Raw genomic sequence first — 23,609 nt, 5'->3', positions numbered from 1 at the left:
GCGGCAAACCCCCAGCCGTGGTCTACTGGCTAAGAAAAGACGAAACCCAATCAGGTCAGCAGGAGCAAAGAGTAGCTTAATTTACGCTGAACACTGTCCAAACACTGGGGAGTAGCTCACTTTCACCGAAATAATTTTCTGTGAATGTAGTGTTCGGCGGTTCGGACATGGCGCTGAAAAGGCTTACTTGTTGGGTATCGCTCCACACAGTCACCATGAGAAACCCATCGGTAGTGGAGGTGAATTCTAAGGTCGCATCGTCGCCAATGTCATGGAATTTGGCGTTGTTGTTGCCATTGCCTCTAGGGACTGGCTTTCCATCGACTAACTCGAGGCCAAGATGCGCTGTGATCGTGCACGGGATTGACGCCGAAAAGGTCTGTTGTGCTTGAGCTTGGCCTGAATGGCTTACAGTTAGAAGTAAGAGACAGGTAAACATGATATATTTGTGCATGGCTTCCCTTTTCTGCAACAAAGAGCTTGAGTTCGAGAGAGACAGGCTCTCTTCAGATGATGTCGCTAAGAAACGAAGAAACTGAGGCCCCCTGCCTTCGACCTTTTGGGACGCGAAGCCGCCCCCAAGGGGGGAAGTTCAAGCGTAAGGCACTCGTTATTATGCGCTCAAGAGTTTGTGTCAAAATTTCGTGGTAGTTCATTCCATGCTTTTCGGGCTGACTCTTCGTTGATCTTAGCGACCGGACCTTCTTGCCCACACTCTCCACAGCGCACAACAACCTCTTTCTGATAGAAATGAAAATGGAGGCCCTGCGTCGCAGCACATTCAGGGCAGGGTTTGAGAAACGAATGGGTGGTTGTGGTCATGTGTCTTTCTTCCCTGTTTCGGCTCCTCAGAGACGCTCCAGAAGCCCCTCAAAACCCTTCCAGCGGGTTGGGGTGCCTACAGCATCAGAACCCTCTCCTCGGCCCTGTCCAAGCGTCTGGTGAGGGCTTCGCTCAATGCCGCCTAAGATTGTTTCTTACACAGGTAATGCAGCTCATCAGGACGTGCAATGCACACTTCGGGAAACCTCCTGAAAATCGTTGCGCAAACTGCTTTTCTTCAAAACTATAGGAGCGTAACGGAGGATATCGGGCGCATAAACCGGAGGATACGCGAAAGATAACGGACTGAAAGAAAACATCTTTTTGTGAATCGCGATATTCCGGTACTCGCCTCCACTTCTTCCGGGCTCCTGCATCCTCTTTTGACCGCCGGGTCATGAGCATCGTATCGCAATCGGTTCAACACGCCCCACGATTTCCAATCGCATACGCATTTATCTCGGCTTATCTGTGTTCAGGCGGATCTACCCGAAATGAACATGGCCACCCCGGGTGAAAGCCGCCGGAGCCTGTGCGCCTGCATCAAAAGGGGCACCGAAGCGCCCCTTGATACTTTTAGTTGCGGCCCAGCGGGATGCTCAGTTCCAGCTCAAGCCCCCAGGTCTCGTAATCCGGCTGGCCAATCCCGTCATAGGTTCCGCCCACGCTGAGCCGCGCGCCGTTGCGGCCGGTGTATTGCAGGCCCGCCTTGACCCCCACACGCCATCCATTGACCGCCGCGTCCGATGCGCCGTCGGTCAGCGTGACCCCGGTGGTTTCACCAAAGTTATAGGTCGCATCAAAGCCGAAATACGGAGCATAGAGCGCGCCATTGGCCATCTCAAAATTGCCGTTGAAGGTCGGTCCCAGCTGGATCTGGCCCAGTTTGATGGTCTGGCTCGGGATGCCCACATTCAGGCTGTCGCTATAGGCCTTCTGGGTTTCCTCGTAATAGGACAGGCTGGCATTGGGACGGATGGTCCAGAGCCCGTGCTTGATTTCCCCGGTCAGGGCCCCTTTCACCAGCCAGCGGGTCGTTTCGAACGCGTCCGTGTAGGTGTTGAAGGGGCTGACCTCGTTCACCGATTTGCCAAAGGCGATGCGCCCGTCGAAATAGAGCCCTTCAGTCAGGCGCGCGGTGACATAGGGGCCGAACATCCAGCCAGCCCCCCGTGCAGTGGTGTCGTTTTCGTCGTTGATGTCTTCCATATCATCGAACTGCAACACCGCACCCAGGAGAAGATCGGGGGTCACGAGGTAATCCACGCCGAAATAGGCAACGCCAAAGTGACCGGCACCGTTTTCGCCCTGATTGAACCGTTTGTATTTCGCTTCGAACCATGCATCCCAGCGATAGTTGTCCACGTAGAGCGTGTTCTTGGTCGATCCATGTGCAAGCGCGAGGCTGGCCCCGGCCTGACGCATTTGCAGCAGGCTGGTTTTCAGCGCGTAGCTTTGGGCCTCAAGATCCACCTTGGCCGTGAACGGCAGGAAGGACTTCAGATCGCCATTGGCGAACTGCATCGGGTCGGCATTGCCATGGCCCCGGCGCAGGCGATCGAACCGGCGCGCGTTATTCGGCTCACTCGACAGGATGAGGTCAGCGCGCTTCGTCAGGAAGGAGTTGATCGTTTCGACTGTCTTCTGACGGGTCGAGATGGACACAATGGTGCAGACCACCGTTTCCAGCGGATCCACGTTGAGCGTCAGCGTGCGTTTGAACGCGTCACCAATACTGTCCGTGTCGTTGCAGCGAATCTCGGTATTGCCGACACCGCCGGGGGTACTTTGGCGGACCACATAGGACCCGGCGCGTACGTCAACCGGACCGTATTGACCCGCGCCATCCGACACGTTGATCGTAAAGTTCAGAAGCGGTTCAACCGATGCAAAACCATAGCTTCCATCGGTATCCGACAGCTGGACAATCGTGACTGTCCCACGGGTGGCCCGCTCGACGCGCAACGTGGCGCTGGCCGGGGTTGAAACCCCCAGCGACGATGTCGCCGTCTCGGTTGTGTTGTCATAGCTGCCAACGATAACCGAAGTCACCTGAACCGTTATGGTACAGCTTGAATTGGCCGCCAGCGTCCCACCGCTCAAAGCCACGCTGGATGTGGTGGTGCTCAGCGCACCCGCACATGTCGTAGACGGTGTCGGGTTGGACAGAATCCCGAGGTTGGACGGCAGTGTATCGCCCAGCGTCACACCCGTGGCACCGATCCCTGAACCGTTGGTGAGCGTGTAGGTCAGGGTTGAAACCTGGTCCTGCTCAATCGTGGCCGGTGCAAAACTCATGGCGACGGTCAGCGGATTGTTCTGAACCACGATCACGGGATCGGACACAACCGCCGTGGCCGTGGGCAGACTAGACGTCAGGACTGGGGCGTTGGTGCCCAGCGAGCCTGTGCTGATCGCCTGAACCGTCATGACAATGGTACAGCTTGCCCCTGCCGCGACACTGCCGCCGGTCAGCGTGACCGCATTGCCACCCACAGCTGCCGTCAGGGTGCCACCGCACATGTTCGTCACCGGGCCGACAACCTGCAACGAACTGACCAGAAGATCGTCAAAATCAAGATCGGTCGCCCCGATACTGTTGGCCGCGTTGTCGATCACATAGGTAAGCGTCGTCGTCTGCCCTTGCGACAGGGTCGCACTTCCATAATCCTTGGTGAAACCGGGCGCCAATATCTGGTCCACAGTCAGAACCGCGCTGATTGCCGACGCTGTTGCCAGAGTCGAGGTCAGTTCCGATCCGTCCGCCGTCAGGGCGCCGAATCCTGTTGAGATGACGTCAACTGCGACTTCACACACTGCGCCCGCTGCAACCGTCCCACCGGTCAGCGACAGGCTACTGTCACCGGCGAGTGCGGCAACCGTGCCGCCACAGGAATTCGTCGCATTGGGTACCGCCGCGATTTCAAGCCCGCCCGGCAACGTCCCGGAAAAGGCAAGCGACGCAGCTTCGATGGCATTTGCGGTATTGTCGATGGCAAAGCTGAGCGTCGAGCCCTGCCCCTGTGCAATGCTGTCGGGGGTAAAGGACATGGCATAGCCCGGTGCAGTGGCCGCCGACACGGCAAGCGTCGCCGTGGCCGGGGCCGCGCTGGCCAGTGTCGAGGTCAGGTCCGTCGTCACGTTGTCCAGATTCCCTGTGCCGATGGCGCGCACATTGACCGAGAGGCTGCAGCTTGTCGCTGCGGTCACTGTCGCGCCGCTGAGTGAGACGCTATCCGACCCGGCGACCGCCGTCAGGACACCACCGCAGGTATTGGTCGCGCTGGGATCATTGGCCACGATCATTCCCGCCGGGAAGATGTCATCGAACGCCACGTCATTGGCCGGGACAGCATTGGCGGTGTTGTCGATGTCAAAGGTCAGAACCGAGATTTCTCCCTGGTTGATCACGGACGGGCTGAACGCTTTGACAAAGACCGGCGCGCCCGCCGGGTTCACCGCAAGATTCGCTGTCGCCGGGCCTGCATCGGGAAAGTTCGACGTCAGAACCGTCGTTGTATTGGCAAGCGAGCCCACCTGAGATGTCACCACCTGAACCGAGATGGCGCAGCTTGCCCTGCCATTGACGGATCCGCCGCTCAGACTCAGCGTATTGGCACCGCCCGTGGCGGTCAGCGTCCCGTTACAGCTATTCGACGCGGCGGGATCAGCGGCAAGCGCCATGCCCGCGGGCAGCGGATCGGTAAAGGCCATGCCCGTTGCCGCAAGCGTGTTGCTGCTGTTGTCAATGGTCAGCGTCAGCGTCGCGCTTTGGCCGATATAGACACCGCTCGGATTGAAGATCTTGGTGAAACCAAAACTCAGCGGCGTGATGGCCGTATCGGCGTCTGTCGCCGTGTTGTTACCGGGAACAGGATCCGAAATCGACGCCGTGACGGTCGCCGTGTTGCTGAGCCTGCCGGTCGCCAGCGGGTCCACAAGGCAACTGGCCGTGTAGGTCACGCTGGACCCGGATGGCAGGGACAGGGTTTCGGCAATGTCACCCGCACCGCTGGCCGTGTTCCCAGTGGCCCCGCCGCTGACAACCGACCTATAGCTACAGGTCAGGCCGGCCGGGAACGTATCCTCCAGGGTCACGGCCGGATCATCGGATGGCCCGGCATTGGTGGCGACAATGGTATAGGTCACGGATTGACCCGACACGACACTGGTAACACCATCAGTCTTGGTCACCGCGATATCGGCTTGCGGATTGACCGTGGTGGTCTCGGATGCGGTGTTGTTGGCGGCAACCGGGTCGGCTTCGGCCGAGCTTACGCTGACAGAGGGCGTGACAGTGCCGGTTGTGCCGTTGTCCGCCACGGCAACAACTGTGAAAGAGGTATTCCCACCGGCAGGCAGGTTGCCCAGCGTACAGGTTGGCACGCCGGACGGGTCTTCGCCGCAGCCCGAGGTCGAGGAAAGCGTCAGGCCCGCGGGCAAGGTAAAGCTTGCCGCGACACCCGTGGCATCGCTTGGACCGGCATTGTTCACCTGAACAGTGTATGTCACCGAGCCGCCGGCAAAGATCGGGTCGGCAGAATCAGACAGCGTCACCGACAAATCGGACGAGGTCACGATTGTGTTCGTATCGGTCGCGGAATTGTTGGTCGCATCCAGACTGACAACACTGGCAGAGGTCGCGATCGAGGCGGTATTGCTGAGCGACCCGGTGGTGCCCGTTGCCACGTCGCAGGTCATGGTATAGGTCACCGCCCCGCCATTGGGCAGGTTCAAAGTTTCATTCAACGCCCCGGTGCCGGATGCAGTGTTGCCGGTGGCCCCTCCGGCAGCAACAGAAGTATAGCTACAGGTCGATGCATTGGCAGGCACCGCATCACTGAGCACGGCAGCGGGATCTGTTGACGGCCCATTGTTACGCGCGACGATGGTGTAGGTGGTGGACTGTCCGGCGGTGACGGTCGCGACGCCATCGGTTTTCGTGACTTCCAGATCGGCCGCCGCCGTCAGGACCATGTCATCCGATGCTGCCGCGGCAACTTCTGCACCGTTGTCGAACAGGGCGCTTGTGAGTGACGGGAATGTGCCCGCACTGGCCGAGGCCGGAACTTGCAGGTTGACCGTAAAACTACAATCCTGCCCAGCCACCAGCGCCCCGCTGGTAAAGGTCAGCAAGCTGGTGCCGCTGATCGACGACCCTGCGCCGCAGACACCCGATGACGGCAGACCGGTCGCCACAAGTCCCGAAACTGTGGCATCCAGATCATGTGAAAAAGCAAGATCTCCGAGAGTGCCCGATCCGGGATTGCGGATCGTATAGGTGATGCTTGTCGTGCCGCCCACCTGAATCGTACCGCCTGCGAAACTGGCGGTGAACACCGTTTCGGCTGCGGCATTCACGGCAAGCGTATCGGAGGCAGGATCGGCGCCAACAGGTGTAACGCCTGCGGTCGCAGTCAGACCGTTGGTGGTATGGGGGTAACTCCCATCCCCGGCCCCGGCGGGAATATTTGCGTCAATCTCGATGACACAGGAGGCCCCGGCGCCCAATGTCCCACCACTATAGCTCAGCGTCGCGGTGCCCGGGGTGGAATTGGTCCCCCCACAGGTATTTGTTGTTGCCATTCCGGCAAAGGTCGCGCCGCCCAGCGCCGCGTCCAGGGTCGATGTGAAGGTGATACCGCTCAGCGCGGTGGACAGTGGATTTTCCACGGTATAGCGCACCAGAACCACGCCACCGGGGGTCACCGGGTCGTTTACGAACTCCTTGGAGAAAAGGATCGGTTCATTATCCACCGTCAAAACGGCCTGGCTCGGGTTGACCACAATCGACCCCGCCGCATCATAGTTGGCTGACAGGGCACTGGTTTCACTAAGATAATCGCCCGATCCGGCAACACCGGGGATTTGTACGTTGATGACCAGGCTACAGGACGAATTGGCGGCAATCGAAGCGCCGAGTGCAATAAAAGTCGTAGTTCCGGTCAGTGTGGGAAAACCGCATGTGTCCGAGGCAACACCTGTACTGGCCATCGTAGCGAGCACACCGGAAAGACTGTGCGAGAAAACGACATCCGTCACGGCAAAGCTGTTGGCGTTTTCAAACTCATAAGTGACGGTGATACTGTCACCCGCCAGCGCCGGGGTGCCATCAAAGTTGTGGCTCCAGGTCAGCGGGAGGAGGTCGCCGAAGAAGATCGAAGCCGTCACACCAATTGCCTGACCGGCGTTGCCAGCAGCCGTGAATGTCACGTCCGAGGTCGTCGCAGACACATCGGTATTCGTTCCGCCCGCTGCTGTCACCCGCAGGGTGATCGTACAGTCGTTGCCGGGGGCGAGTGACACGCTGCCGACGGTCAGGAGTGTATCGCCTGCGGACATGGCGGCGCTGCCGCCGCATGTATTGCCCTGAACCACGGCTGTCGTGCCCGCGGCAAAGTCGGTGACATTCAGCGTAAACGCAATATCCGTTGCGGTCGCAGTGGATTCAGGCAGGTTTTCAAGCGTATAGACGATGTCGAACTGGTCGCCGTTGTTCACGCGACCGTTGTCAAGACCATCGAGCGTGTCCTGAACGTCAGCCGAAATAGTCACCGCCGCTCCGCCATTTATGGTCAGTGTGTCGGTTTGTCCCGGTGTCGTGATGGTCGACCCGGCCAGAGTCGCGCTCAGATCGCCGGAAGTGGACACGAAGGAACCGCTTGGGGTGCCGACCGGAACGGTGGACGAGGCTGTGAAAGAACACGATGCGCCGGGTGCAAGTTCGCCCCCGGCAAAGGTGAACCCGACCAACGTCGGTCCAAACTCGACAATCGGTGACAACGCAGCGCCAGCGCCGCAATTGGTCACGTCGGCGGAGGAAAACGTGTTAAGGTTACCAAAGCGCGATCCGAAGTTTTCCGCAATTGTGATAGACGTTGCGGTCAGGCCCGTATTCGGGTTGGTGATCGTATAGTCCAGAACAAGCGGGTCGCCCCCTGCCACGCTGTCGGGATTAAAGGCGCGGGTAAACTGCAACGGTTGGGCGGCCAGAACCGTCAGCGTGTCGGTCGCGGTATCGGATCCGGCCGTCGCCGTGCCGCCAATATCCGCCTGCACGCCGCTGGTCGTGTTGGTATAGGTTCCCGCGACTGCGGCCGCGGGAACCTGAACCGTCACGGTAAAGGAACAGGAGGACCGCGCCGGAATGGTGCCGCCGCTCAGCGTCAGCGTGCTTGCCCCCGTCACGGATGACCCAGTTCCGCACACATCCGTTTGCGGCAGGCCGGTTGCCACCGCGCCGGTCAGGAACGCGTCCAGGTCATCGGTAAATGTGATATTCGTCGCCGCGTCACCCGGGTTGGCATTGTTGAGCTCAAAGGTCAGATCGACGGTCCCACCGGGCGCCACAGACGAGGTGGAAAAACTCTTGCTTATGGTGATCTCATCGACAGGCGCGATGAAAGGATCTACGGTCAGGGTCCGGGTCGGGGCGGGAATGCTCTGGGTTCCAACGGTCAGATTCGACGGGGTCAGGGGATATACGCCGGTTGTCGTACCCTGAAGATCAACAGATACCTCACAGAATTGGGTGTGGGCTAGGAATGCGTTCCCTATCACGGATAGGCTCTTCCCTCCGGGTGATGCCGACACCGACACACTGCCGGGGCTGGAACAGGAAGACGAAACATTGGCCGGGGTGGCGACGGATACACCGGGTGACAACTGGTGGTCGAAACTGATGAAGACAATCGTCGACCCGGAGACGATATTGGTCACCACATAGGTTGCGGTCGTAACCTCGCCTTCGCGCACATCACTGTCGCTGAGGGTGAATTCGTAACTTGCAGCCGGTGCCGGCGGTGGGGCGGTTACGGTCAAATCAAAACTGGCCGACGGCGTCGAGTTGCCCGCCGTGCTGCTCAGCGTGATGGGCGGAATGGTATAAGTGCCAGCAACCGGGGCCGTTACATTGACAGTCACGGAGCAAACCGTGTCGCGCGCGGTTTCACCACCGGAATAGGTGATGCTCGTCGCGCCGCTGGGGGCGGTCAGCGTTCCGCCGACACAGGTGGTTGAGGCATTATTGTCTGCCACGCTCATCTGACCGGTCGCAAAAGGCAAGGTCACCGAAAACCCGAGATTCGACACCGCCGGTTGCAGGCTGTTGTCGATCGTGAAGGTCAAGACCGACGCCGCGCCTTCACCGACCGAATTGGGTGTAAAGTTTCCCGAGAACGTCGGTGGTGCCGCCTGTGCCCGCTGTCCGACACCGGCCAGTGCCAGAACCACAAGAACCAATGCTACAATACGTGAAAAATGCGCCATGAGCCGCCCCGCAAGATAATTCTTGAGAATGATGGCGAAAGACGCGCACTAGATACCAAAGCGCACTGACACCCGAAACATCTGTCGACCCCATTCGTCTTGGGGAGTTGTTACACACAAACATGAGCGTCCAAACGGCGGAGTCCGGCCGATAGCTAACGATGCGTCAAGCATTGCAATTTTGATACAGTGGACATGCCGGTCACCCTGCCCCGGGCAGTCCACGTTCCTGCACAGCGCATGGCAGCAGTGGCGCGATGGGCAGGCTCCGGATCAGGCAGGCATCGCAACCTGCCCATGATCGGGCATGTCGCGCACAGTTGCCGACTGTTGACTGTCAAATGCCGGCATGGTCTCGGGCCAGGTCACCAGCAAAATGGCACATCCGGAGACAGCATTCATGGTAAGGGTCCGCGCCATGTCTCCCAGGTCCGACGCCAAAAGTCTTTGACCGGGCTTAGAGACTTCCACCGCGATCTGAACAGGGGACGTTGCAGGCAGGCCCTGTTTCATGAGCGCCGCAGATATCCGCGCGGCCTGACCGACCGACATGTAAAAGGCCGTTGTCGTGCCCGGCCCGGAATGGCGCGTACATGCCGGCAACGGGTCTTGTTCCCGGCCCGTCCCGGTCGAGAGAACCAGAGTATTGGAGACCCCGCGCTTGGTCAGGCTTTGACCAAAAGCCGCAGCAGCAGCCGACGCAGCGGTAATGCCGGGCACCAGTTCAACCGGTACACCCGCAGCTCTGGCCGCGTCGATCTCTTCGCCGGCGCGGCCGAAAATGGTGGGATCACCGGATTTCAGGCGTACGACGCGGCGCCCCTTGAGGGCCTCGGCCACGATCACCTTGTTGATCTGCTCCTGCGGCCAGCTATGCGCGCCCACATGCTTGCCCACGAAGACCCGTTCGGCATCACGCCGGGCCAGTTCCAGAACCTCTTCATCCACCAGCCGGTCATAAAAGATCACATCGGCCTCCTGCAGCCGCTCGACCGCGCGCAGGGTCATCAGATCGCGCGCGCCCGGCCCGGCCCCGACCAGCGAAATACTGCCCTTTGCGGCGTCTTGCGGGGACTCACCTGCGGCGATGGCGGATTTGATCTTGCGGGCCGCTTCGCGCTCGGCCCCGCGCACCCAAAGGTCGCGCGGGGTGCCCTTGAATACCCAGGCCCAAAGCGCGCGGCGCTGTGGGCGCGGTACATGCGCCTCGACGCTGCGGCGCAAACGCCCGGCCAAAGCAGCCAAGCCACCAAGGTTTTGCGGCAGCGTCTGTTCAAGCTGGGTTTTGATATCGCGGGTCAGCACAGGTGCTGTGCCTTCGCTCCCGATGGCCACGACAATCGGATCGCGATCGACGATTGCGGGCGTGGTCATATCGCATAACTCGGGCTGATCCACCACGTTCACCGTGCATCCCATAGCCTTGGCCACCCCATGCACCGCTGCGTCGAACCCCGGGCAGCCGGTGCCAATGAACACCATTGCCGCATCCTTGAACACATCGGGTGACAAGACGGCGATGTGCTCGGCCTTGCCTTCGGCCGCGGTGCCTTGAAGTTCAGGTTCGAGATGGGCAGCAACAAGCACGATCCGGGCATCGGTTTTCAGCATAAGCCGGGTTTTCTGCGCCGCCTGTTCGCCGCCGCCAACGATGACAACACGACGCCCAGTGGTGCGGATGAACATGGGAAAGGCTTTCATGGCGATGTCCTTTTCAAGCGGGGTGCAAATGGGCCGTTGTGCCCTGACGGGTTGTGGCCTGTGCCGACGCGTCAACAGCTCCAAGCGTGTCAAAGGCCAAGGCCGCGGTTCCCAGAATGATTTGTGTCTCAAAGGCAGGCAGCGCGCGAAGGTCTTGCGCCGCCTGTAAGACCGGGGCTGTGGTGGTGGCCAGCCTGCGAGTGTCGTCCACCAAGGCGGGCAGCGTTGCTTGATAGGGCTGACCATGCCGCAGACCGAAGGCTTCGATCTGCTTGGATGGGTGGCGTTCAAACTCACCACCACCGCCCTTGATGACGCTTAGGCTTTGCCATCCCAATTGCGCGGCGGCATCGGCTTGCAGCAGACGATAGGACGGGTGAAACACCCCTTGTACGCTGGCATTTGCGCGCCCGGGGTTCAGCATGCGGCACACCGTGTTGATGCAGGAGCGCAGGCCCAGAACCTCGCGCAGTTGCAACAGGCGGAACAGTCCGGGATGCAGGGTTTCCAGCGGAAGATAGGCAATTCCACGACGGACCAACAGCGCGTTCGCCTCATCCGCATTGCGCGCGGTCTTGATGCCTGCGGCGTCAAGCCCACCGCGCACCTTTTGGTCCGCCCCGTTCCAGCCATGCAGCAGCACCCGGTGTCCTGCCTGCGCCACCATGGCGGCGGAAAACAGGAACCACGGCGCGCCACGGGTCCGGCCCGCCGCATAGCTGGGCCAGTCCAGATCAACCGCCTCGATCACCGGCGCACTGTCCTGTGCAGCGCGGGCGAAGCCAGCGATTTCGCCGGCAGTTTCGCCCTTCATGCGCAAGAGCATCAACAGCGCCCCCACAGCCTCGGGCGCGGCATCCCCCGACAGCATCAGGCGCATCGCATCGTAGGCCTCGATCTCGGTCAGGGACCGGGACCGGCCCGGACCACGACCGAGTGTCCGCACATGTTCCGCAAGGGTCATTGCGCCGCCTCCGGGTTGCGCAGCCCGTGCAGCAGTGCCGCGATCTCGGGACGACAGGAGCCACAGTTCGTGCCCGCGCCCAGTGCCTCGCCTACGGCATCGACCGAGATCAAACCCTGCGTTTCCACCGCCTCGACGATGGTATTCACACCTACCCCGAGGCAAGAACACAGAACCGGCCCCGGGTTCGGCTCATCTGCCGCTGGCCGCCCCTGAAGCACGCCTTCTGCCGCAGCTCCGGGCAATGTCACCAGATAGTCGCGCATCACCGCCACGGGACGCGGGGCGACAAAGAGCGCGCCCTTCAACGTGCCAGCTTCGCATATGGCCACACGCGCCACGCCGCGCCCGGCATCGAGAACCGAGGTCACCTCGGCCTCGGGTGCATCGAACAGGCGCTTGGCCTCCTCCTCCCAATCCGCGCTGGGAGTAAGCCCCGCCATTTCGGTGCGATAGCCCTGCTTGGTGCGTGCCATGGCCCAATATTCGGCCTCAGGGTTCATTTCACTGCGCGACACGGCAAACCCATACCAAGCCGCCTCGAAACGCGACAGCGCGACAACGCTGGCCTTGCTTTCGGGCTGGCCGGAAACCGGGTCTGTCATCGCCGCAACCAGCGCGTCGATCCGGGCAGAAGGCGCGGTTTCGCCGGTCCAGTGCATGGGCGCAAACACCTGACCGGGCTGCACGCTGTCAGTGATGCGGGCGCGCAGGATGGCCTGACCTTGCGGGCTTTTTACCTGCACGAGGTCTGCGGGCTGGATGCCCAGGGCCTTGGCATCTTCGGGGTGCAGCTCAATGAAAGGTTCCGGCAGATGGGCGGACAGGCGCGGGCTGAGCGCGGTGCGGGTCATGGTGTGCCACTGGTCGCGCAACCGTCCGGTATTGAGACGAAACGGATAGCGCGGCCCGGTCCTGGCCGCAGGCGGGCGATAGCTCACCGGCACGAAACGCGCCTTGCCATCGGCATGGAAGAAACGGCCATCGGCAAAGAAGCGTCCGCCCGCGCGTGCGCGGCTGAGGGGCCAGCGGGCCGGAGAGAGATCGGCATAGGCGCGGTCGTCGATGCCCGCGAGGCCGGAGATGTCGAAGTCCCGCCCGAATTGTCCGGCGATCCCTGACAGCGTGGCGTATTCACGGAAGATTTCGGCCGGGCTGTCATAGTCGAACGCCCGGTCATGGCCCATGCGCCGTCCGACCTCGGCGAGGATGGCCCAATCGGGCCGCGCGGCTCCGGGCACGGGCAGCACGGCGCGTTGGCGGCTCATGGTACGGTCGGAATTGGTGACGGTGCCATCCTTCTCGGCCCAGGCGGTGGCGGGCAGCAGCACATCGGCCAGCCGAGCGGTATCAGTTCGGGCGGTGATGTCGCTGACCACGGTAAAATCACAACCCGCGATGGCATCGCGCACCGCATCCGCCTCGGGCATGGATACGGCGGGGTTGGTGTGGATGATCCATAGCGCCTTGATCCGCCCTTCACCCACTGCGCGGAACATGTCCACGGCCTTGAGGCCCGGCGTATCCGGCATCCGCGGCGCGTCCCAAAAGGTGCGCACCGCGCTGCGGTGGTCAGGGTTTTCCAGATCGAGGTGACAGGCCAGCATATTGGCGAGCCCGCCCACCTCGCGCCCGCCCATGGCGTTGGGCTGGCCGGTGACCGAGAGCGGCCCCATACCGGGTCTGCCAATACGCCCGGTGGCAATATGGCAGTTCAGGATCGCATTGACCTTGTCCGAGCCGGAGGTGGACTGGTTCACGCCCTGGGAATAGATCGTCACCACCTTTTCGGTGCGCATCCACAGATTGCAGAAGGCCTCGATTTGCTCAGGCGGCAGGCCGGTTACGCGCGCATCGTCCGCAAAGGCGGCCTCAATCGCGCGGTCAAACCCTTGGGTGTGGCGCAGATAGGCGGCATCAAGCGCGCCGCCTTCGTAAAGCGTGGTGAGCAGGCGATTGAACAGCGCCACATCGCTGCCCGGCTGCAGGGCCAGGTGCATATCTGCCCCGTCGCAGCTCGCCGTGCGGCGCGGGTCGATCACCACGATCTTGGTGCCGCGTGCTTTGCGCGCGGCCAAGAGGCGCTGATAGAGTACCGGATGACACCACGCGAGGTTGGATCCGACGAGAACCACCAGATCGGCCTCGTCAATATCCTCATAGGTTCCGGGCACCGTATCGCTGCCAAAGGCGCGTTTGTGACCCGCCACCGAGGACGCCATGCAAAGCCGCGAATTGGTGTCGATATTGGCCGAGCCGATGAAGCCTTTCATCAGCTTGTTGGCGACATAGTAATCCTCGGTCAGCAGCTGGCCGGAGACGTAAAAACCCACGCTGTCGGGGCCATGCTCTGCGATAGTGGCGGAAAACCGGTCCGCCACCAGTTGCAGAGCGCTGTCCCAATCGGTGTCTTTGCCGTCCACCTGCGGTGCCAGAAGTCGATGCTCCAGTCCCACGGTTTCGGCCAGCGCCGATCCCTTGGAACAAAGCCGCCCGAGATTGGCCGGATGGTCGGGATCGCCGCGCACATCCAGACCGCCCTGCCCATCGGGGCGCAGGAGCACGCCGCAGCCCACCCCGCAATAGGGGCAGGTCGAGCGGGTTTCCGGCAGGCCCGAGCCGTCCATCACGCGGCACTCCGTTTGCCGACCGCCTCGCCATCAAGCAGGATACGCGCGCCCTCCAATCGCACCGGATAGGTGGCGATGCGGCCATCCTCGCCCTGTGCCTGGCCGGTATTGAGATCAAACACCCAATTGTGCAGCGGGCAAGTCACCGATTGGCCATGCACGATCCCGTCGGTCAGCGGCCCGCCCTTGTGCGGACAGGTATTGGAGGCGGCAAAAATCTCGGCTTCCGCCGTGCGGAACAGCGCCACACAACCCACCGGCGTTTTCACCACTCGCGCGCCGCGCAGGGGGATGTCGTCAATATGTCCGATGTCGATCCAGCTCATTCTGCGGCCTCCAGTGTCAGATCCGCCAGCGGCGCATAGCTTGCCGCGCGCTCCTGCGCGTGCTCGGCCCAGGGATCCTTGCGATAGATGGATTGGGAAAGCTCGAAGGCTTCGATCAGCCGGGCGCGTTCGTTTGCATCCATGATGCGCTCTTTCATCCAGTCGAGCCCCACCTTGCCCAGCCACTTGTAGGGCCGGTCGAGATATTTGGCGTTTTCGCGGTAAAGCTGGACAAAGGCGACGGTGACCTCGATCGCTTCTGCCTCGGTGGGCACGTCGATCAGCCGTTCGGTCTCTTTCACGTCCATGCCTGCCGCGCCGCCGACGCTGACCTGATAGCCGCTGTCGACACAGATGATGCCCACATCCTTGCAGGTCGCCTCGGCGCAGTTGCGCGGACAGCCCGACACCGCCAGCTTGACCTTGTGCGGCGTCCAGGACCCCCAGAGCGCCTGTTCCAGCTTGATGCCAAGCCTGGTGCTGTCCTGCGTGCCAAAACGGCAATGATCGGTGCCGACACAGGTTTTCACCGTGCGCAGCCCTTTGGAATAGGCATGGCCCGAGACCAGACCGGCCTTGTTCAGATCCGCCCAGATAAAGGGCAGGTCCTCGCCCTTGACGCCCAAAAGGTCGATGCGCTGCCCGCCGGTGACCTTGACGGTGGGCACGTTGTATTTGTCGGCAGCATCGGCGATGGCGCGCAGTTCATCTGGATTGGTGATCCCGCCCCACATGCGCGGCACGACCGAAAAGGTGCCGTCCTTCTGGATATTGGCGTGTTTGCGTTCGTTGACGAACCGGCTTTGCGGATCGTCCTGGTACTCAAGCGGCCAGTCCGCCAGAAGGTAGAAATTCACCGCCGGGCGGCAGACATGGCAACCATTGCGCGTCTTCCAGCCCAGCTCTTGCCAGACAGCCTCCTGCGATTTCAGCTCCTGCGACTTGATCAGCCGACGCACGTCTTCGTGGGTGAGATCGCAGCAGCCGCAAATGGGTTGCGCCGTGGGCAGTTCAAACCCGTCGCCCAGCGTGACCTGCAGAAGCTGCTCCACCAGCCCGGTGCAGGTGCCGCAAGAGGCGCTGGCCTTGGTCTGCGCCTTGACCGCCCCCAGATCGGTTGCGCCGCCCTCGATGGCGTCCACGATGGTGCCCTTGCAAATGCCGTTACAGCCACAGATCTCCGCATCACGCGGCAAGGCTGCAACGGCTGAGAGAGGGTCCGCCTGGTCACCTCCCTGATAGGCGGGACCAAAGATCAGCGTATCGCGCATCTCGTCGATCTCGGTTCCGTCCTTGATCAGGCCAAAGAACCAGTTGCCGTCGGCGGTGTCGCCATACATTACCGCGCCGACCAGCCGGTCGCCTTCGATCACGAGCCTTTTGTAGACGCCCCGGGCGGGGTCGCGGAACACGATGTCCTCGCGGCCCGGTGCCTCAGTGAAATCCCCGGCCGAAAACAGATCGCAGCCGGTGACCTTGAGCTTGGTGGCGATATCCCTGACGACAAATGCGTCGGTTTCGCCGGTCAGTGTATGAGCCAGCACCTTGGCCTGATCATAAAGCGGAGCGACGAGGCCAAAGAGATGGCCGTCGAACTCCACGCATTCGCCCACGGCGTAGATATCCGGGTCCGAGGTCTGCATCTGCGCAGTCACCTCGATCCCCCGGGCGACGGTCAGCCCCGCATCGGTGGCAAGACGGGTTTCTGGCCGGATGCCCACCGCCATGACCACAAGATCCGCGCCCAGCGTTTCGCCGTCCTCCAGAAGCACCGCCTCGGCCTTGTCTTCGCCCAGGATAGCCTTGGTTGAGGCCTGCGTCTTGATCGTGATGCCGCGCTTTTCCAGATCGCGGCGCAAAAGGTATCCGGCGGCCTCGTCCAGTTGCCGCTCCATCAGGTGGCCCATCAGGTGAACCACCGTGACCTCCATCCCGCGCTCTGCCAGCCCTGCCGCGGCCTCAAGCCCGAGCAGTCCGCCGCCGATCACCACCGCCTTGCCGCCCTTTTGCGCGGCGTCGATCATGGCGTTGGTGTCGTCCAGATCGCGATAGGTGATGACGCCAGGCAGGTCCTTGCCCGGAATGGGGATGATGAAGGGGGCCGAGCCGGTGCCGATGATCAGCCTGTCATAGGGCGCTTCGCCGTTCTGACCGATGACCACCTTGCGGGTCCGGTCGATGCCCACCACATGTTCGCCAAACCGACAGGTCACGCCATGCTGCGCATACCAGCCGTCGTCATGGGTGACGATCTCTTCATAGGTCTTTTCCCCGGACAGCACAGGCGAGAGCATGATGCGGTTGTAATTGCCACGCGGCTCGGCATTGAACAGCGTGATGTCAAAAGCGTCCGGGGCGGTCTCAACGAGTGTTTCGATCACCCGGCCCGAGGCCATGCCGGCCCCAATGATGACGAGTTTCTGGGTCATGTCTTTCACTCCGCGGCCATGGCCTTGGGGGCCTTGGGTTTTGGCTTGGCGCCGTGTTCGTATTCTTCAAGAAAATCGAGCACTTCCTGCCGGTAGGCGTAGTAATCGGGGTGCTGCAAAAGCGCCTTGCGGGTGCGCGGGCGGGGCAGGTCGACCTCGGTGATCTTGCCGATCGTGGCCTGCGGTCCGTTGGTCATCATCACCACGCGATCGGCCAGCAGGATCGCCTCGTCCACGTCATGGGTGACGCAGATCGCAGTGACCTTGGTGCGCGACCAGACCTCCATGAGCACTTCCTGCAACTCCCAGCGCGTCAGGCTGTCGAGCATGCCGAAGGGTTCGTCGAGCAGCAGCAGCTTGGGCGAGAGCGCAAAGGCGCGGGCGATGCCTACCCTTTGCTGCATGCCGTTCGACATGTCACAGGCGGGCTTGTCCATCGCATCGGCGAGACCGACCCGCTCCAGGTAATACTCCACCACATCCTGACGCTCGGCTTGGCTTGCCTTGGGATACACCTTGTCCACCCCGATGGCGCAGTTTTCCCGCGCGCTCAGCCACGGGAACAGGTTCGGCGACTGGAACACAACGGCGCGTTCGGGGTCGGCACCCTCAACGTGGCGACCGTCCAGCTTGATCGCACCCTTGGAGATCGGGTTGAGGCCCGCGGCCATGGTCAGCACCGTGGATTTGCCACAACCCGAATGGCCGATCAGCGAGATGAATTCGCCCCGGTCGATCTTGAGGTCAAAATCCTCGACCACGGTAAGCGGCCCCTTGGGCGTGGGGTAGATCTTGTGCAGTTGCGAGAAATCAAGGAACCGGTTGTCGATCATGCCTTTCTGGGCATCTTTGACCGCCGCAGGAAGGCCATGGATCGGCGTCACGTCCGGGAGGAGCCGCGCGCCTTCGACCTTGGCCTCGATGCCCACATCCATCAGGTATTTGGTGACATCGGCGCGGAGCTGTTTGAACGTCTCATTGGTGTTCATGCTGCTCCGGTCACGCGGGCGCGGGATGCTCACCTTGAACTCCTCGCCCAGCGTGCCATCGGGATTCATCGCGATGATCCGGTCGGCAAGGATGATGGCCTCGTCCACATCATTGGTGATCAGCACACAGGTCTTCTTGTCCGCTTCCCAGATATGTTCGATCTCATCGGCCAGATTGGCCCGGGTCAGCGCGTCGAGCGCCGAGAGCGGTTCATCCAGCAGCAGCATTTCGGGGTTCATCGCAAGGGCGCGGGCCACGTTCACCCGCTGGCGCATGCCGCCCGACAGTTCCGCCGGGCGACGGGTGGCAGCATGGCTCAGCCCCACCATGTTCACGTAATGCGCGACCTTTTCGGCCTTCTCGGCCTTGCTCAGGCCGGGAAAGACCGTGTCCACGGCAAGCCCGACATTTCCATTGACGGTCAGCCAGGGCATCAGCGAGTAGCTCTGGAAGATCACGCCGCGCTCGGGGCTGGGCTCGGTGATCGGCTTCCCTTTGAACGTGACGCTGCCCTTGGTCGGGCGTTCCAGCCCCGCCATCAGGTTGATCAGCGTCGTCTTGCCGGTGCCGGAAAAGCCCAGCAGGACAAGGAACTCGCCCTCCTGAACCTCAAGGTTGATGTCCTTCAGCACATGGGTGGCATGCAGGCCGGTGCCGAAACTTTGCGAGACGTTTTCTAGCGTAAGAATACCCATTTTGCTCACCGGTTATTCGTGAAGGTGAAAAGCGACTGCAACGCGTACATCACCCGGTCCAGCAGGAAGCCGATGATGCCGATGGTCAGCACCGCGACCATGATCTTGGCGAGGCTGGAGCTTGATCCGTTCTGGAACTCGTCCCAGACGAATTTGCCAAGACCCGGGTTCTGCGCCAGCATTTCCGCCGCAATCAGCACCATCCAGCCCACACCGAGGCTCAGGCGCAGCCCGGTGAAGATCAGCGGAAGGGCCGAGGGCAGAACCAGCTTGGTGATCTTGGTCCAGGTGTTCATTTTCAGCACCTTGGAGACGTTCACCAGATCCTTGTCGATGCTCGCCACACCCAGTGCGGTGTTGATCAGCGTCGGCCAGAGCGAACAGAGCGTCACGGTGACGGCAGAGATGATGAAGCTTTTCGGGAACAGCCCGCCCTCGGTCGCGGCCAGAGCCGAGACGATCATGGTGACGATGGGCAGCCACGCCAGCGGCGAGACCGGTTTGAAGATCTGGATCAGCGGGTTCAGACCGGCATTTGCGGTGGGCGACAACCCCGCCAGAATGCCCAGCGGCACGGCAACCACGGTGGCCAGAAGGAAGCCGAAGAACACGGTCTGGATTGAGGTCCAGATCTGTTCGTAATAAGTGGGCGCGCCGGTATAGGCCCGTTCTTTCGGCTCGCGGCCCTGCGAGATCAGGTGTTCGTTGAGTTGGGCGACCTTGGCCTCAAAATCGGCCTTCTTGGCGGCCTTGGCCTGTGCATCCTCATGCAGGTTCACCGCCTCTTCCCAGACTTGTGCCGGGCCGGGCACGGCACCAAGCGAGGTCTGCACCTTGGGAGCAAGAACGCCCCAGAGCATGAGGAACGCGGCGATGGCCAGAAGCGGAACGGCCAGCAGGCGCCAGATTTCTTTCATCTGTGCGCGCGGATTGTCACCGGCGCTGGCCCGCAGGATCGGGGTGAGCCATGACAGGCCCAGAACCTGAAACCATTTGTCAGCGGCATTGATGCGGGTGAAGAGCCGCGCACGCCGCGCTTCGCGGTCTGCACTGGCGGAAAAGTCGGGATCGACGGTTGTCATGGGAACAAGTCCTCGTCTTCGTGGGGGCCGGTGCGCGATGACTGCGCACCCAAGGGGGGCGTAGGGTGCGCCTTGACGGCGCACCGCTGTTTCAGCCTTCGACTTCGGTGCCGACGACGCGTTGCTCGGCCTTCAGCCCGATCGGCAGGCTTTCGAGATAGGCGTTGGGCGCGCGGCCGTCATAGGGGATGCCGTCGATGATATCGGCGGCCGGGGTCGGTGCCTTGTAACCGTCGCTGTCCCAGGGGAAATCGGCCTCATCGGCCAGCCCTTCCTCGACCAGAAGCCGCGCGGCTTCGAGATAGATCTCGGGCTTGTAGACCGACTTGGCGACCTCGTCATACCAGCTGTCGGACTTGGGTTCGGCAATCTGGCCCCAGCGACGCATCTGGGTGAGGTACCACACCGCGTCCGAATAGAACGGGTAGGTCGCATTGTAGCGGAAGAAGACGTTGAAATCGGGAATGTCGCGCTTGTCGCCCTTCTCGAATTCAAAGAACCCGGTCATGGAGTTGGCGATCACGTCGTAATCCGCACCGACATATTCGGCCCGCGAAAGGATTTCGACCGCTTCGGGGCGGTTGGCATTCTCGTTCTCGTCCAGCCACATGGCCGCGCGGATCAGCGCCTTGGTCACGGCCAGCGTGGTGTTGGGATATTCCTGGGCAAACTCGGCGGTGATGCCAAACACCTTCTCAGGGTTGTTCTTCCAAAGTTGGTAATCCGTGATGACAGGTACGCCGATGCCTTTGAACACCGCCTGCTGGTTCCACGGCTCGCCCACGCAATAGCCGTGGATTGTACCGGCCTCGAGCGTGGCAGGCATCTGCGGTGGCGGGGTCACAGACAGGAAGACATCGGCGCCGATCTGGCCCGAGATGTTTTCGGGGCTGTAATAGCCCGGATGCAGACCGCCGGCGGCCAGCCAGTAGCGCAGCTCGTAATTGTGGGTCGAGACCGGAAAGACCATGCCCATGTTAAACGGCTTGCCTTCGTTCCTGAACTCTTCGACCACCGGGGCCAAAGCCTCGGCGCTGATCGGATGTTGCGGGCGGCCATCCTCCATTTTCGGGATATGCGGCAGCATCTTCTCCCAGACCTCGTTCGACACGGTGATACCGTTGCCGTTCAGGTCCATGGAAAACGGCGTGATGATATGCGCCTCGGTACCAAAGCCGATGGTCGCGGCCAGCGGCTGACCGGCCAGCATATGCGCGCCGTCCAACTGGCCGTCGATCACGCCATCGAGCAGCACTTTCCAGTTGGCCTGCGCCTCAAGCGTGACGAACAGGCCCTCGTCAAGGAAATAGCCTTTTTCATAAGCCACGGCGAGCGGGGCCATATCCGTCAGCTTGATAAAGCCAAAGGTCAGCTCGTCTTTTTCCAGCTCAAGCAACTCAGCAAAGGCGGGGCTCACCAGCGCGGTTGAGGCGGCGAGGCCAAGAAGAAGCTTTTTCATCGTCTTTCCTTTCGATGCGCCCGGGGGAGGGACCGGGCAAACGCAAAAAAGGCCACTGCACAGACCGCTGAATCTTCAGCGGTGCGCGAGCGGCCTTGCTCAGAAATTCCCTGTCAGTGGGAGAATTCGGTTCAACGCACCCCGTTGTGCGTCGATGGGGAAGTCATGCGGCAGCGCAGCATTCTGGCCTAGGGAAAAATCGGAAAATACGGCTGACCTGCGCCATTTTGACCTGTGAAACGCAGGGCATTGCCCAAAAATGCATCACTCAATGTCGGATGGGTCAAAAATACGGCCATCAAAGAACGCGTCGGGCAACAGGCTGATCCCGCCCTTCATTGAGGCAACAGCCGTGGCATGACGAATCGCGCCTTCGAGTTTTTCGGACGCGCCGGGCAAATCGGCCCCGGTCGCGTCCAGGTGGCGCCGGTGAAGGTCACTGCGAAAAACTGCGGCGGGCCCGTCCAGCGAGGCGCAGCCATCAGTGTCGTGGCTTTGGCAAAGCTGGTGGGCGATCCACTTGGCCTGGCTGCGCCATGGGAAGCTGGCGGCGCCAGCGTGGAACTCGACGAAATGATCGACGCGGCGTTGGTCGCCGCTGCTGGTCACGGTCAAATGTCCGGATAGCGCCCTGTCGATCACCTCGGACGGCACGTCCAGATAATCCGGGCGCGACAGGATAATGCTTGCCGCGCTGCGGCTTTCCGGTTGGCCAAGCCATCGCCCGGCGCGCCACACCGCGCGCATCAACCGGCCAAGGAGGTCCGGTTCCGTCTCGGCCCAATCGGTGCGGACGGCCAAGACCTTTTCCGGCGCAAAGCCCCAGATTGCGTTGCCCGGAAGGATGAGCGCGCCAGCGCCCTGATCCACCGCCACCGAGCCCCAGGGCTCGCCCACGCAGAACGCGTCCACATCGCCCGCAGCGAGCGCGTTGGCCATAAGCGGCGGCGGTACGGTGCGGATCTCGATGCCGGTCTTGGCAAGGTCGGTTCCGGCGCACCAATAGCGCAGCAACTCCACATGCATTGAAAACGGAAACGGCACGCCAAAGGTGATCGGCCTGTCCTGAACCGCGGCCAGCGCCGTGGCCGCAGCTTCGGGATCGGCGAAATCAAATCCGTACCCATTGGCCTGCAGACGCTCTTGCAGAGCACGCCCGACCCCCAGCACATTGCCGTTGGCCGACAGGACCGACACCGCCGAGATCGGCGTGGACACCCCGCCAAGGCCCAAAGCCATGGCCACCGGCACCGGCGAAAGCAGATGCGCCGCATCCACCCGGCCAAAGGCCAACATATCGCGCACCGACGACCAGGACGGCGCGGCAATCAGGTCGAACGAAATACCTTCGGTTTCGGCAAAGCCCATTTCCTGTGCGACGATCAGCGGTGCGGCGTCCACAAGGGGCATGAAAGCCACGGGGATGGTTACGGTCTTCATCCCAACAACCCCGATGCGGTGACCAGCGCCTCGGCCACATCCGCCACGCGGCGGCCCTGATTCATCGCCGTCTTGCGCAGCAGCGCATAGGCGGCATCCTCATCAATGCCCTTGGCCTTCATCAACAGCCCCTTGGCACGGTCAATCACCTTGCGTTCTTCCAGCGCACGCCGGGTTTCGGCGAGTTCGCTTCGCATCTGGCGCACCATGCGAAACCGCGCGATGGCGGTGTCCATCACCGGTTTGATCCGCGCGGGCGACAGGCCGTCCACCACATAGGCCGATACGCCCGCCTCGATCGCGGCCTGCGCCAACCCGCCTGCCGCGCCCGAGACGAACATCGCCACCGGCCGCTCCAACGGTCCCGACGCGAGCGTCAGTTCTTCGAGCATGTCGCGCGTTGGGTTGTCGATATCGATCAACACGATATCGGGCGCGTGCGTCGCGATCTTGCGTCCAAGGCCACTGGCCTCGGAGATCACAAAGACATCGCACTCAACGCTGTCCTTCAGAGCATCGACAATCGCGATGGCGCGATCCCGATCCTCTTCGACAATAACGATTGTAAGTTTTGCGCTCATCGACGGTTGGATGGCGATTTAATATGCGCGCCGCAAGAATTTACGGATAGATAACGGCAGACACGCGCAGCGCCTGTTGAGTCCCGCGCCGGGATGACCAAAAATTAGGCAGACACGCAAGTTTTTCAGCACTCGCCAACTTGCCTTGCGACGTCAAGGCCAGACGGAAGCGCGTCATCCCACCTCTTCCCCCTGCCCCAGCCAGCAAAAGACGCGCCCAGG

The 23,609-nt window shown here is 61.6% G+C and carries 12 protein-coding genes; all 12 read right to left on the bottom strand.

Going from position 1 to position 23,609, the window contains the following annotated elements:
- Positions 1–76: 76 nt before the first annotated feature.
- Positions 77–454 carry a hypothetical protein gene (locus PGB28_RS18495; RefSeq protein WP_271423014.1) on the bottom strand — a complete coding sequence of 126 codons (378 nt, stop codon included), beginning with the start codon at positions 452–454 and terminating at the stop codon, positions 77–79.
- Positions 455–1,398: 944 nt separating this feature from the next.
- Positions 1,399–9,090 (bottom strand): DUF7933 domain-containing protein, encoded by a 7,692-nt coding sequence (locus PGB28_RS18490; protein WP_271423013.1) that lies wholly within the window; start codon positions 9,088–9,090, stop codon positions 1,399–1,401.
- A gap of 273 nt (positions 9,091–9,363) precedes the next feature.
- Complete coding sequence (gene cysG / locus PGB28_RS18485) at positions 9,364–10,791, bottom strand: siroheme synthase CysG (RefSeq protein WP_271423012.1); 1,428 nt, start codon at positions 10,789–10,791, stop codon at positions 9,364–9,366.
- 13 nt (positions 10,792–10,804) lie between these two features.
- Positions 10,805–11,755 carry a glycosyl transferase family protein gene (locus PGB28_RS18480; RefSeq protein ID WP_271423011.1) on the bottom strand — a complete coding sequence of 317 codons (951 nt, stop codon included), beginning with the start codon at positions 11,753–11,755 and terminating at the stop codon, positions 10,805–10,807.
- Positions 11,752–14,382: a nitrate reductase gene (locus PGB28_RS18475; RefSeq protein ID WP_271423016.1), complete on the bottom strand. Its 2,631-nt coding sequence runs from the start codon at positions 14,380–14,382 to the stop codon at positions 11,752–11,754. The genes PGB28_RS18480 and PGB28_RS18475 overlap by 4 nt, the downstream gene beginning before the upstream one ends.
- Positions 14,382–14,711 (bottom strand): nitrite reductase small subunit NirD, encoded by a 330-nt coding sequence (gene nirD, locus PGB28_RS18470; RefSeq protein WP_271423010.1) that lies wholly within the window; start codon positions 14,709–14,711, stop codon positions 14,382–14,384. Before nirD ends, PGB28_RS18475 begins: the two co-directional genes overlap by 1 nt.
- On the bottom strand, positions 14,708–17,140 hold the full coding sequence (gene nirB, locus PGB28_RS18465) for a nitrite reductase large subunit NirB (protein ID WP_271423009.1): 2,433 nt from the start codon (positions 17,138–17,140) through the stop codon (positions 14,708–14,710). The genes nirD and nirB overlap by 4 nt, the downstream gene beginning before the upstream one ends.
- Before the next feature lie 5 nt (positions 17,141–17,145).
- A complete protein-coding gene (locus PGB28_RS18460; RefSeq protein ID WP_271423008.1) occupies positions 17,146–18,825 on the bottom strand; it encodes an ABC transporter ATP-binding protein in 1,680 nt (559 codons plus the stop codon).
- 5 nt (positions 18,826–18,830) lie between these two features.
- Positions 18,831–19,907, bottom strand: coding sequence for an ABC transporter permease (locus PGB28_RS18455; RefSeq protein ID WP_271423007.1), 1,077 nt, complete (start codon positions 19,905–19,907; stop codon positions 18,831–18,833).
- A gap of 91 nt (positions 19,908–19,998) precedes the next feature.
- Positions 19,999–21,366 carry a CmpA/NrtA family ABC transporter substrate-binding protein gene (locus PGB28_RS18450; protein WP_271423006.1) on the bottom strand — a complete coding sequence of 456 codons (1,368 nt, stop codon included), beginning with the start codon at positions 21,364–21,366 and terminating at the stop codon, positions 19,999–20,001.
- A gap of 264 nt (positions 21,367–21,630) precedes the next feature.
- Positions 21,631–22,806: an ABC transporter substrate-binding protein gene (locus PGB28_RS18445; RefSeq protein ID WP_271423005.1), complete on the bottom strand. Its 1,176-nt coding sequence runs from the start codon at positions 22,804–22,806 to the stop codon at positions 21,631–21,633.
- Positions 22,803–23,387: an ANTAR domain-containing response regulator gene (locus PGB28_RS18440; protein WP_271423004.1), complete on the bottom strand. Its 585-nt coding sequence runs from the start codon at positions 23,385–23,387 to the stop codon at positions 22,803–22,805. The genes PGB28_RS18445 and PGB28_RS18440 overlap by 4 nt, the downstream gene beginning before the upstream one ends.
- Positions 23,388–23,609: the final 222 nt, after the last annotated feature.

Origin of the sequence: Primorskyibacter aestuariivivens (genome assembly GCF_028023675.1) — a bacterium.
GTDB lineage: Bacteria > Pseudomonadota > Alphaproteobacteria > Rhodobacterales > Rhodobacteraceae > Marinovum > Marinovum aestuariivivens.
This window is presented reverse-complemented; position numbering and strand designations above follow the sequence as displayed.

Coding starts and splice junctions, on each gene's coding strand:
- PGB28_RS18495 (WP_271423014.1), bottom strand. CDS start 454: ATGCACAAATATATCATGTTTACCTGTCTCTTACTTCTAACTGTAAGC.
- PGB28_RS18490 (WP_271423013.1), bottom strand. CDS start 9,090: ATGGCGCATTTTTCACGTATTGTAGCATTGGTTCTTGTGGTTCTGGCA.
- cysG (WP_271423012.1), bottom strand. CDS start 10,791: ATGAAAGCCTTTCCCATGTTCATCCGCACCACTGGGCGTCGTGTTGTC.
- PGB28_RS18480 (WP_271423011.1), bottom strand. CDS start 11,755: ATGACCCTTGCGGAACATGTGCGGACACTCGGTCGTGGTCCGGGCCGG.
- PGB28_RS18475 (WP_271423016.1), bottom strand. CDS start 14,382: ATGGACGGCTCGGGCCTGCCGGAAACCCGCTCGACCTGCCCCTATTGC.
- nirD (WP_271423010.1), bottom strand. CDS start 14,711: ATGAGCTGGATCGACATCGGACATATTGACGACATCCCCCTGCGCGGC.
- nirB (WP_271423009.1), bottom strand. CDS start 17,140: ATGACCCAGAAACTCGTCATCATTGGGGCCGGCATGGCCTCGGGCCGG.
- PGB28_RS18460 (WP_271423008.1), bottom strand. CDS start 18,825: ATGGGTATTCTTACGCTAGAAAACGTCTCGCAAAGTTTCGGCACCGGC.
- PGB28_RS18455 (WP_271423007.1), bottom strand. CDS start 19,907: ATGACAACCGTCGATCCCGACTTTTCCGCCAGTGCAGACCGCGAAGCG.
- PGB28_RS18450 (WP_271423006.1), bottom strand. CDS start 21,366: ATGAAAAAGCTTCTTCTTGGCCTCGCCGCCTCAACCGCGCTGGTGAGC.
- PGB28_RS18445 (WP_271423005.1), bottom strand. CDS start 22,806: ATGAAGACCGTAACCATCCCCGTGGCTTTCATGCCCCTTGTGGACGCC.
- PGB28_RS18440 (WP_271423004.1), bottom strand. CDS start 23,387: ATGAGCGCAAAACTTACAATCGTTATTGTCGAAGAGGATCGGGATCGC.